The 11,020-nt window shown below is 59.7% G+C and carries 13 protein-coding genes; 9 read left to right on the top strand and 4 right to left on the bottom strand.

Going from position 1 to position 11,020, the window contains the following annotated elements; genetic code table 11:
• Nucleotides 1-389 precede the first annotated feature (389 nt).
• Genes HU767_RS09410 through HU767_RS09380 form a run of 7 tightly spaced genes read left to right on the top strand, consistent with a single transcriptional unit; the run spans nucleotide 390 to nucleotide 6,001 of the window.
• On the top strand, nucleotides 390-1,742 hold the full coding sequence (locus HU767_RS09410; RefSeq protein ID WP_186706199.1) for a phenylacetate--CoA ligase family protein: 1,353 nt from the start codon (nucleotides 390-392) through the stop codon (nucleotides 1,740-1,742).
• A gap of 8 nt (nucleotides 1,743-1,750) precedes the next feature.
• Entirely contained in the window at nucleotides 1,751-2,296 is a 546-nt protein-coding gene (locus HU767_RS09405; RefSeq protein ID WP_186706200.1) for an acetyltransferase, read from the top strand.
• A gap of 1 nt (nucleotide 2,297) precedes the next feature.
• A complete protein-coding gene (locus HU767_RS09400) occupies nucleotides 2,298-2,981 on the top strand; it encodes an iron-containing redox enzyme family protein (RefSeq protein WP_186706201.1) in 684 nt (227 codons plus the stop codon).
• A 3-nt stretch (nucleotides 2,982-2,984) separates the two neighbouring features.
• Nucleotides 2,985-3,596 carry a flavodoxin family protein gene (locus HU767_RS09395; RefSeq protein ID WP_135845913.1) on the top strand — a complete coding sequence of 204 codons (612 nt, stop codon included), beginning with the start codon at nucleotides 2,985-2,987 and terminating at the stop codon, nucleotides 3,594-3,596.
• Nucleotides 3,597-3,601: 5 nt separating this feature from the next.
• A complete protein-coding gene (locus tag HU767_RS09390; RefSeq protein ID WP_186729382.1) occupies nucleotides 3,602-4,510 on the top strand; it encodes a DMT family transporter in 909 nt (302 codons plus the stop codon).
• On the top strand, nucleotides 4,497-5,405 hold the full coding sequence (locus HU767_RS09385) for an alpha/beta fold hydrolase (RefSeq protein WP_186706203.1): 909 nt from the start codon (nucleotides 4,497-4,499) through the stop codon (nucleotides 5,403-5,405). Before HU767_RS09390 ends, HU767_RS09385 begins: the two co-directional genes overlap by 14 nt.
• Entirely contained in the window at nucleotides 5,393-6,001 is a 609-nt protein-coding gene (locus tag HU767_RS09380; RefSeq protein ID WP_186729381.1) for an acyl-homoserine-lactone synthase, read from the top strand. Before HU767_RS09385 ends, HU767_RS09380 begins: the two co-directional genes overlap by 13 nt.
• Nucleotides 6,002-6,048: 47 nt before the next feature.
• On the opposite strand, the gene HU767_RS09375 is transcribed toward HU767_RS09380, so the two are convergent.
• The 4 genes from HU767_RS09375 to HU767_RS09360 form a co-directional block, all read right to left on the bottom strand.
• Nucleotides 6,049-6,276, bottom strand: a complete 228-nt coding sequence (locus HU767_RS09375) for an IclR family transcriptional regulator C-terminal domain-containing protein (RefSeq protein ID WP_238349444.1) — start codon at nucleotides 6,274-6,276, stop codon at nucleotides 6,049-6,051.
• 49 nt (nucleotides 6,277-6,325) lie between these two features.
• The gene (locus HU767_RS09370; protein WP_186706205.1) at nucleotides 6,326-6,688 is read right to left on the bottom strand and encodes a hypothetical protein; all 363 of its coding nucleotides are present in this window, start codon (nucleotides 6,686-6,688) and stop codon (nucleotides 6,326-6,328) included.
• Nucleotides 6,689-7,038: 350 nt separating this feature from the next.
• Entirely contained in the window at nucleotides 7,039-8,196 is a 1,158-nt protein-coding gene (locus HU767_RS09365; protein ID WP_186706206.1) for a prolyl oligopeptidase family serine peptidase, read from the bottom strand.
• Nucleotides 8,197-8,419: 223 nt separating this feature from the next.
• Nucleotides 8,420-9,331, bottom strand: coding sequence for a LysR family transcriptional regulator (locus HU767_RS09360; RefSeq protein ID WP_186706207.1), 912 nt, complete (start codon nucleotides 9,329-9,331; stop codon nucleotides 8,420-8,422).
• A gap of 326 nt (nucleotides 9,332-9,657) precedes the next feature.
• On the opposite strand from HU767_RS09360, the gene HU767_RS09355 reads away from it, so the two are divergent.
• Both HU767_RS09355 and HU767_RS09350 read left to right on the top strand, forming a co-directional pair.
• On the top strand, nucleotides 9,658-10,596 hold the full coding sequence (locus HU767_RS09355) for a VOC family protein (RefSeq protein WP_186729380.1): 939 nt from the start codon (nucleotides 9,658-9,660) through the stop codon (nucleotides 10,594-10,596).
• A gap of 15 nt (nucleotides 10,597-10,611) precedes the next feature.
• Nucleotides 10,612-10,974 (top strand): Rieske 2Fe-2S domain-containing protein, encoded by a 363-nt coding sequence (locus HU767_RS09350; protein ID WP_186729379.1) that lies wholly within the window; start codon nucleotides 10,612-10,614, stop codon nucleotides 10,972-10,974.
• The last annotated feature ends 46 nt before the right edge of the window (nucleotides 10,975-11,020 follow it).

Here is an 11,020-nt window from a genome sequence, read left to right as displayed (position 1 = left end):
ATTAGCGACGCCAGATATTGCTTTTGAAGATGGCCAGAGTGGCCCGGGAACAGCTGTCGGGGTAGCTGTGGGAAGAACTGATAGCAGAAAGGTGATAGTACATTTTAGACATCCCAGTCTTGGCTAGGCACTGCGGGAACGAGCGGCAGTGCAGCGAAATTACCAGTGTGCCCCGGGGCTGTCAACTGCTGGACGGATATTGATATCTCATTCATTTCTTAGTGTCGACAGGCACAAAAACTATTCCTGCGCATATGTAATCGCGCGTGCTTTTAACAAGAAACTCGTACGCGCACAACTGCGGGATAACGCAGCTGGGTATTTGTAACTTCTGTCACTAACGTAGTGGCCGTTGAGTTCCAGTAACCCATCAAACCTGAGCGGCTGAAATGAAAGAGCATTTAGACACATTCAAGAAGCGGTACGATCCGATTCATCATGCCTATTGGACCGACGTCCTCAGCGACACCGCGTTGGCGGCATGGCATCAGGAACAGTTGCGGGAAGTGATCGGCCACGTGAAGCGTTCTTCGCCGTTCTATGCCAGGCACCTTGCCCAGGTCGACGAGCGTTCGCTGACCTTGGATGAGCTCGTCACCTTGCCATTCACGACCAAGGATGATTTGCGCGAGGCAGGCTTCGACATTCTGTCCGGCCCGCTGGAAGACAGCATCTTCTATTACGAGACGACGGGCACCACCGGGCCTGCTACGCCATGCCCACGGGATCGCAAGGAAAGCTACGCGAGCAATCGCCAACTGGCCATGGCCTACCAGGCGGTGATCGAAAAGCACTTTGCGGGTGAAAAGACCGTGGTCGGCATCATGGGGCCCACCGAGGTCCATTCCTTCGGTGACACCCTGGGCGATGTCTGCACCCAACTCGACCTGTGCAATGCCAAGATCTGGCCGCACTCACCGGTGATCGGTTGGCTCAAGGCGCTGCAACTGCTCAAGGATCTGCGGATCGGCGTGCTCGCGTCGGCGCCGGGGCTCTTGCTGGCCATGGCCAAGGAAGCCGAGCGGCAGGGCTTGAACCCACGCGAGGACTTCGCCCTGCGCGCGTTCATGATGAGCGGCGAGCTGTGCACGCCAGCGTTGAAGAACAACCTCTACAGCCTGTGGGGCGCGCAGGCCTACAACAGCCTGTATGGCTCCCAGGAAGCGATGATCATCGCGGCCTGCAACGCCAATGACCAGTTGGTGCCTCATCGCCTCAACTACATCATCGAGGTGCTCGATCCCAAGTCCGGGGAAAGCCTCGGCTGCACCGGCGACGGTGAGTTGTGCGTGACCATGCTGATCCCTGGCAGCAAGCCGTTGATCCGCTACCGCACGGGTGACCTGGTCTCGATCCAGTCGCGCCCCGGCTATCCGCAATCGATGCGCCAGACCGTCAAGGTTGTCGGTCGGGTGAAGGATGCCGTGCAACTGAACGGTCGCGCCTTCTCGGCTGCGCAGATCGAGCAGGCGTTGCTTGAAGGCGTCGAACAATGCCTTGGTTACCAGATCATCCTCAGTCGCGCCAATGATCGCGACACCGTCATCGCCAAGCTGGAAATGTCGCGCTTCTTCGAGGGTGATCGTGGGCGTCTGGTGCTGCTGATCAAGGAGCGCCTGCGCGAACGGCTGGGGGTCGATGCCACGGTCATGGTGGTGGGCGATCTTGCTGAACATGTGAACCTTGGAAGTTGGTTCAGCTGGAAAGAAGCGCGCATCGTCGATCAGCGTCAAGGCCAGTGAGGTCACCGATGAGCCTGTCTGTTCGCGTGATCGACAACGCAAATGAGCTGTTCGAGTCCGTCAGGCACCTCAGGAGTCGCTATCTGGGGACCAACCCGGCACGGGAGGATGACTTCGAGCGAAGGGAGCAGGTGCGCGACGCCTTGTCCTATCACCTGGTCTACCTGGACAAGGACGAAGTGGTCGGGACGTTGCGCGTCACCCCGCTGGGCCATGGCCTGAGTTTCGTCGAGCGGGCAGTCAATGTGCACGCCTATTTCGAACAATCGACGGACGCCTTCGATGCCAATCGCTTGGTGCTGGACGAGCGATACCGCGGCGGGCGGCACCTGCGCATGTTTCTCCTGCAGGCGGCCATCTGGCTGAAAGCCAACACCCACCTGCGATTCATCTCGGCCCTGTGCCGCGGCCAACTGGCGGCGTTGTATGTCGGCTTGGGAGGGCGCGTGCTGGTGGATGACGTTACCTGGACCGGGGAACAGGTCGAGCGGCGCTACAGCCTCGTGTACCTGGAACTCGAAAGTGTTTACCACAATGTTAAAGGAGCCTATTGAAATGCAAGCATTCTTCAAGGAACTCGACGCTATCGTCGAAGCGGGCTGGGCCCAGATCAAGCAGGGCGCCTACTGGAAGTTCAGCCTGGACAATCACACGCCACCAGCCCTCTACCAACAGCTCATGCTGCAGGTGTACCACTACACCCGCTACAACTCGGTCAACCAGGCCGCCTGCGCCTTCAGTGCCGATCCGGAAGAGACGACACTGCTGCGCTTCGTCTATAAGCACGCCCTGGAAGAGCTGGGCCACGAGCGCATGGTACTGCGCGATCTCGAGTCGGTCGGGCTGCTGCCACAGGAAATGCCAGCCCCCCTGGCGCCGACCCAGGCGCTGATCGCCTTCCTCAACGATGTGGCTATCCGCAAGGGACCGATCGCACGACTGGGCTACAGCTATTGGGCCGAGGACGTCTACGAGCACATCCAGCCGATCCTGGAAAGGTTCCGCGCAGACCTGGGCTTGAAGGACGAGCAAATGACGTTCTTCGTCGCCCACTCGACCATAGATGAGAAGCACGCCGAAGAAGTGCGCGTGGCCATGCAGCGTGCGGTGAAGACCGAAGACGATCGTCGCCAGATCAAGGAAGTCGCACGCGTCACGTTGTGGCTAACCGGACAGTTGATGGAGGAAGCGCTGCGAGCCTATCTGGCTGGCGAAGAAGGGCTGCGAGAGGCGTCCTGAATCATGAATCTGACCATCATAGTCGGTTCCAGCCGACCTTGTGGTGTCAGTGCACGGGTGGTGGCGCTGGTGCGCCGCCACTTGGGCGAGGAGATCGAGATCGATGACATCTGGCTCAAGGACTACCGGATCGATTACTGCGACGCCGATAACGCCTGTTCAGACCAGGACTGCGCGGTGCAGGACGACGTCGGGCAGTTGGTGGCGCGGCTGGATCGCGCCGATGCGGTGCTCTATCTCCCCGTCATGCACGCCTACGGCACCAACAGTCGCTTCCAGGCGTTTCTGGAGCGGGTCGGCTACGGCTTCATGCGTCCACGCCAACGCCCGCTGCGCGACAAGCTCGCGGCGATTGCGGTCGTCGGCCGGCGCTACGGGCACACGGCCGTTTTCTCCCAGGTCGCGCTGAACGTACTGCTCAACAAAATGATTTTGGTCGGCTCGGGGTTCCCGCCGTGCTTCCAGACACAGCTGGCCCACGATCCTGAAGCGGAACAGGCCTTGTGCGAGACGCTGGACCGGCTCTGTGAGCACTACCGTCGACTTAATCCCACAGGGGTTGCCACGGGCAAGCCGGAAAGAATCCTGCGGCCCATTCAATTTCAGAAGGGATAACTATCATGCCATTGAAAGATTCATTGCTGGCGCTGCTGGTCGCGTTTCTCTGGGGCGCGCAGGTCACCGCCGTGAAGATTGGCGGCGCCGAGCTGCCGCCTATCCTCATGGTCGCCATGCGCTACGCGATCATGGCGCTGTTCCTCATGCCATTGCTCAAGCGTGTCAAACGCGAGCAGTTCGGGCCCATGGTCTTGATCGCTACGATTACCGGCACCTTGCATTTTGGTTTGCTGTATTGCGGTATCGCCCGGGTAGACGCTTCTACCTCGGCAATCATCTATCAGCTGGTGGCACCTTTCACCCTCGTTCTGGCGTTCGCGTTATTGGGTGAAGTCCTGAAAGTGCGCGCGCTGGTGGGCATCCTGCTGGCGTTCGCCGGTATTCTGGTGCTGCTGGCCAAACCGCCGGCGAGCGGGACTTTTGTCGGCATGCTGCTGGTGGCGCTGGCGGCCTTGGCATTCGCGGTCGGATCGGTGTTGGCCAAGCGTCTCGGGCCGCTGGATCCGCTGGCCTTGAGTGCCTGGACGGCTGTCATCGCCGCGCCACAACTGTTGTTGTGGTCCTTCATCCAGGAGGGCGGGCAATGGGCAAGCGTCCACACGGCCAGCGCTCAGGCGTGGTGGGCGGTCATCTATACAGCGCTCAGTGGCGGTCTTCTGGGATTCGGCCTTTGGTTCTGGTTGCTCGGACGCAATTCGATGCAGCAACTGAGCCCGTATCTGCTCCTGGTGCCGCTGTTCGCGATCGCCGTCAGCAAGATCATGCTCGCCGAGGGCATCAGCCAGCGCCTAGTGATCGGCGCCGCGTTGACGCTGTCAGGTGTGGCGCTATGCCAACTGCGCCTGCCCGGGAAATTTTTTCTCAAGGCTGGCGGCAGCAAAGGGCAAGGAGTGGCGGATGAACAGCGTTGATCGACTGTTGCTCGGCACCTTGCGCCTGGTCCACCGATGGCAGTTCGGTTTGAAGCTGCGCTGGCACGCCAGTGCGCAAGGGCGATTGGCCTATCTGGAAAGTACTGCACGTCAGAAGGGGCCGACACTGGTCATCCTTCATGGCTTGGGCGCCAGCAAGGACCAGTGGGGACCTGCGATCCTGGGCATGGCGCGCCATCACCGTTGTGTTTTCGTCGATTTACCGGGGCATGGCCAATCCTTGTACGAGTCGCGTGCAGGCTTCGGACCGCTGGCATTGCTGGCAGAGCTGGAGGGCTTGTTGGAAACGGTAGTCGAGGGCCCCTTCGTTCTGGTCGGCAGTTCTTTGGGCGGTTGCGTGGCCGGACTGTATGCCGCGAAATACCCCCAGCGTGTCAGTCACCTGGTCTTGCTGGCACCTGCAGGTCTTGGCCCGGCGGTACTAGGGCCAGCATTGCAAGCCAGCCTGCAAGGGCAAGGCACAGTCTTCGGCTATCGTACGGTCGAGGAGATGAAGCGCTTCTGGAGCCTGGTGTTCAAGGAGCCACCCCAGGTGCGAGGACGCCTGGCGCAGGCCATGGCCGCAAGCGGCAGGTCGAGGTTTGCTGCTGTGCAGCGGGTGATCGAGGATTTTCGCCGCGAAGGCCTGGACGTGCTTCTCGAACGGCTTCCGCAGATCGCTTCGAGGACGCTGGTGATCTGGGGGCGGCATGACCAGGTGTTCCTGCCTGCTGCCCTGGAGAACCTGCTCCAGCAACTGCCCGACGCCCGTGGCCAGGTCATCGAGGATTCCGGGCATGTGCCCTATCTTGAACGGGGGGGCGAGGTCGCCGCGGCCATCACAGGGTTCATATCAACGTTCTGTGCCGGGGAGGCTGGATCATGCTCGAAGTGATTGCCAGCACCCGCAGTGATATGTCCCCGGCCCTGTTCAAGGCACTGGCTCGCTACCGGTATGAAGTGTTCGTCAAGGGCCTCGGCTGGGCGTTGCCCTGCGCCGAGGGCTTAGAGGTGGATGCCTTCGATCGACCGGATACGGTGTATGTCCTGGCCCGCGACAGCAAGCAGGAAATCGTCGGATGTGCGCGCTTGATTCCTACCGATCGTCCCTTTTTGTTGGGGGAGGTGTTCCCCCAGTTGATGGGCGACACTCCGTTGCCGTCCTCAAGTACCGTCTGGGAGCTATCCCGGTTCGCCAGTCGGCGTCTTTTGTCGCGACGCGCAAAGGTCATTCGGGCCTGGCACGACACAACATGGCTGATGAGCAAGGTCATTGACATCGCGCAGACCCTTGGCGCTCGTCGGTTGATTGCATTCAGCGCGCCGGGAAACGAGCGCCTGCTCAAGCGCATGGGGGTCAGCACTCACAGGATTGCGGGGCCGCAGATGATCGATGACTTACCAGTGGTGCCTTTCTGGATCAATGTGGCGGGCTACAGTAACCATATAGCGGCAGCGCCGAGAAAGAGCGAAGTGTCCGCCCGAGCCTAGGTCGCGATCCGGTGTTCATGCGCTCTGCGGCGGGACTTGGGAACGACTCAACGCAGGTGCCAGCCCAACTGAGCTGAAATCTGCTGCGTGGCCTCCATCAGGTGCTTGACGTAGTCCTGCTTCAATTCTTCCCTGAAGCCAAAACAGTGGAATGAAACGCTCATGCCGCCGATCACGTGCCCAAAGCGGTCTCGAATCGGCGCCGCCAGGCAGCGCATGTTGTCTTCGAACTCTTCATGGTCTTCTGCATAGCCTTGTCGGCGAACGGTTTGCAGTTCTTCCAGATACGCTTCGACGCTGGTCAGGGTGTTGGCCGTGCGCGCATCAACAAAGTGCTTCAGACTTTGCCGGAACGTACCGGAAATCTGCGAGTCGGTGACCGGACAGAAACGCCTCGATTTCCAGAGCAGTACTTATTGCCGTCCCGGTAACATCGATCAAGGTGGCCGAGGCTGAACCTGCCCAGTCACCATAACCGACCAGCCATAGCTTTCGCTCGGTCATCGAGTGAGTACCTGCGACGTCGATTCGACTCTCCGTATTAAGAGCCTTCAGTGAGCTTAGATGATGGACTGCTGGACGAAATCCGGTGCGCCAGAACGCGATAGCTTGCTTTGGAATTTCTTTTTTTGCTCTTGATAGACCCAAAGAACAAGTCCAGAATTGAGTCTTTTCTTGCTTTCGCAAGAAAAGAAACCCCTTATATTTCAATGAGTCGGACGCCAGATACGAGTCTCGTTTCCCGCTCCAAGATTCAGAAAAAAGCCACTCAGATGAGTGGCTTTTTTAGTGCCTGAGAAATGCCACGGAGTTTAGATGCGCTGCGCTAGACACTTGAGCATTTTTTCAGTGGATCATTCGAATAGAACAGTGGACGGTTTGACCGCCAGCGGGTCCCGGTGGGGTATGAGTCGCTACCCAGTCACGGTTGGGCCCTGTTAATAAAATGGGCGCGCGCATTGACGCCCATCGCTCGATCATGCTGTTGCACCGCAAAGCTCAAACCCTCGCAGCGTGCCGGAACATCAACTTCGTCATCATGCAGTACGCCCACCAAGTACCTCAGCCACCCAGTCGGCAATGTATTGACCGGCATTGATACTGTTATCGAAGCTCGAATGCTGCACGCCGCCCTCACGTTCGGTGAAGATTTTCAGTTCGCGTTTTGGGCTGTTGACCAACTGTTCGTAAGTGCGGTGGGCCCACTTCAAGGGAATCTGTGAATCCTTTTCGCCATGGGTGACCAGGAAGGGGACTTTGATGCGGTCCAGGATGCCGTCCAGATGAACATTCTCGGCGATGGCCATGAACGCCTCCGTGTCCTTGGCGCCCCAGACCCATGACACATGCGACCAATAGTGCGGTACCGGAAAGCTGCCTTCCTTTTCCATTCGACGCTTCTGCACATCGCGCCAGTCATGGTTGGCACCCCACACGACACCGCACGCGAAGCGCGGCTCGAAGGCTACCGCGCGCGGACAGTAGTAGCCGCCAAGCGACACGCCTTCCAGGCCAATGTGTTTGGCGTCGACATCGTCGCGGGTTTCCAGCCAATCCACCACGCGGCTGGCCCAATGTTCGCTGTCGAAGCGCGCGGTCAGGTTGTGCAGGCGAAGTGCTTCGCCGGTGCCGGGTTGGTCGATGATTAAAGAAGAAACGCCACGTTTGGCCAGCCAGGCGGGCAGGCCGACGCGGTATTTCATTTCTTTGGTGGAATCCAGTCCATTGACCTGCACCAGGATCGGCGCTGGGCCGCTGACGCCTTCGGCACGCACCAGCAGACCGGAAAGGTGTTTGCCTTCGTAAGGGATTTCGACGCGCTCGCAATTTTCCCGTGCCAGTTCGATACCGCGTTGGAACGTGTGCAGAAAGCGCTGGTACAGCTCCGTGCGGCCAGGTGCACCGTGGGCCTGCAGGCGTTCGCAGCTCAGGTAATAGGTCGCGGCGCGGTTGTATTTTTCACCGGCGGACAACAGCCGACCCTTGCCTTCGTCTTCTTCCGCCAGGCCGCACAGCTTGTCGGCCATGTTCGCCCAGGTTTCACGGAAGGCCTTGCTGCCGGCGGCGTCCGGTTGCTTGGCGGCTTCTTGCAGCGGCGCGCACATTTCTTCGATTTCGCCGATGCGGGCGCCCATTTCAATGGCCAGGTCGACGGAAAGATTCCACACGTAGTTGGTCGGGAAGTAGCGAAACATGAGGGTTATTGTCCTTGTGCAAGCAAAGGCAGGCGGTCAAATCCGCAGCGGGGAGCGCCAGACCTGACGGTTCGAAGCAGGCTAAGGGGCTGCTGATGGTTTGGCCAATCGCGAGTCGGGATGGGAGGTATTGCGAATGGCGATGGAGCTTCGTGTGCCCCATCGGCAGGAAACTTGAGGGCGCACTACAAGATCCTGATCCGCCTCAGGGCAGCGGAAGCGATTATTGCTCCAACTCGTTGATGATCTGACTGATTTTCGCCCGCAGCCAACGGTGCATCGGATCCCCCTCCATGGTCCGATGCCAGAGCATGAACTCACGCATCACCGGGATTTTCACCGGTGGTTGCACGATGCGCAGCGGCAGGTAGTTGGCGTAGAGCCTGGCCATGCGCTGGAGCATGGTGGCGATGCGTTGGGTGCCGACGATCAACTGCGGCAGGGTGTTGAAGTCGTGGGTCACCACTTCCATGCGACGGGTGAAACCATACTGGCTCATCAGCCATTCCTCGACGCTCAGTTGCCGGTTGCGGCCAAAAATCACCGAGACGTGGCCCATCTCGATGTACTGATCGAGGGTGATGCTGTCGCCTACCAACGTGTTGCCGTCCCATACGACGCAAACATGCTCCTCTTCAAACAGGAGCTGGGAGGGGTGGCCTTCGATGAGGTAGTGCTCGGGCACGATCATCATGTCGGCCTCGCCGCGCATCAGCATCTCGGTGGACGTATCGCCGGGGCCGAGCAGTTCGAAGGTGATGTGCGGGGCTTCCAGGGAGATCTTCTGAATCACCCGGGCAAACAGGACGCTGATCAGATAGTCCGACGTGATCAGGCGAAAATGACGCTTGCTGGTGGCGGGGTCGAACACCGGTTTGGCGGTGATCGAGGACTGGATCGTCAGCAGCACCTGGCGCACCGGCGCCGCCAGTTCACGGGCATAGGGCGTGGGCTGCATCTTGCGCCCGACCTGTGCCAGCAGTTCATCTTCGAAGTAGAGGCGCAGCCTGCCCAGTACGCCGCTGGTGGCGGATTGAGTCATGTGCAGGCGTTCGGCGGCGCGGGTGATGTTCTGCTCTTCCAGTAACACATCCAGCGCCACCAGGAGATTGAGATCCAGGTGGTTAAAGCGCATGGCGGTCTCGATTCTTGTATTTATTTTGTAAATACCTTCCGGCCTTCCTATCGCGGCGTCAAGTCCCGTGAATGGGGGAATCGAACGATGCCTGTTCGATTTTCCATGCAACTTGCGCTGCGCAGCCAGGTATCGCATTTGCCGATAGGTCGCATCCCGACAAGCGATTAGTCAGCGAGTTTTTGCCCCTTCAGTATCGGCCCACAGTCGGTTGGCCGTGACGCTTGATCGACTCCAAGTCCAGCCTCGGCAGCGCCTCGCCTGGCACGGTTCCCGTAAGTGGGGTGCTGGCCTGCGCTGAATAATTACAATGGAGCGGTAACTCAATGAACATCATTGGCCTTGATGCCTTGATTTTTGGCGTCGACGATATTCAAGCCTGTACCCATTGCCTGCGTGACTACGGCCTGCTCCCTGTCGATGTCGACAGTGAGGGCGGTCGTTTTGAAGCCCTCGACGGCACCGCGGTGATTATCCGACGGGCAGACGATGCCAGTCTGCCGGCGGCCATCGGGCCTGCGCCCTCGATTCGTGAAACCGTCTATGGCGTGGCCAGCGTGGCTGACCTCGAGGCCATCGCCGATGAGTTGGGGCGCGACCGCCCGGTGACCCGCGGTGCCGATGGCTCCGTGCACAGCGTGGACGATATGGGCTTTGCCATTGGTTTCCAGATCAGCGTGCGGCGTGCGTACAGCGCGCCCGCCGACCTGACCAATGCGCCGGGCCATGCGCCTCAACGCCCGGTCAATCAGCCTGGCATCAGTCCCGACATGCAGGCCTTGCCGCGGACACTGTCCCACGTGGTGTATTTTGTTCCGGATGCAGCCAAGGCCGAAGCTTTCTACAAGCGCCTGGGCTTCGTGACCACTGACACCTTTGTCGGTGCGGGCCCGTTCATGCGGCCGGCCGGTTCCGATGACCATCATTGCCTGTTCATGATCCAGACGCCGCCACACATGAAGGGTTGCGAGCACTTCACCTTTCACATGGGCAGCGGCACGGAAGTACTGCTGGCCGGACGTCGCTTCGAACAGCAAGGCTGGACCAGCTTCTGGGGGCCGGGCCGCCACCTCTTCGGTTCCAACTGGTTCTGGTACTTCAACAGCCCGTTGGGTTGCCACATTGAATACGACGCCGACATGGACAAGCACGATGACGCCTGGCAAGCGCGCCAAGCGCCGTTGTCGGCGGACAACTCGCAGTTGTTCCTGTTCACCTCCCGGGAAAAATGGTTTCCGAGCGGCCCGCCGCCCAAGCAGGCCTGAATGCGGATTTCGTCCATGAGCCACGACGCAATTGTTCTCTGTCGACTGGATGAATTGGTCGAAGGGCAGGCCCGCGGGTTCGATCCCCTGGGTACGGGCAAGGACAGTGTGTTTGCCCTGCGCCATGACGGCGAGGTGCGTGTCTATCGCAACAGTTGTCCGCACCTGGAGGTGCGGCTGGAGTACCGCAAGGATCGCTTCCTCAGTGTCGATGGCAGCCAGATCGTCTGTTACGCCCATGGTGCCCGGTTCCTTCCCAGCACGGGACTGTGCGTCTACGGGCCGTGCCTGGGGGAAAGCCTGAGTGCGCTGGGATGGCGAGCCGAGGCCGATTGGCTGGTGCTCGAAGCGGGTCAGTTGGAGGCATGTGGACCTTAATTAAGGTATCGCGGTAGCTGATACATCGTATCCCTACATGCGATTA

The organism is Pseudomonas sp. SWRI179, from assembly GCF_014268705.1.
GTDB classification, from domain to species: Bacteria; Pseudomonadota; Gammaproteobacteria; order Pseudomonadales; family Pseudomonadaceae; genus Aquipseudomonas; species Aquipseudomonas zanjanensis.
Note: the sequence above shows the minus strand (reverse complement) of the source record. Positions and strands in the feature narration are given on the sequence as shown.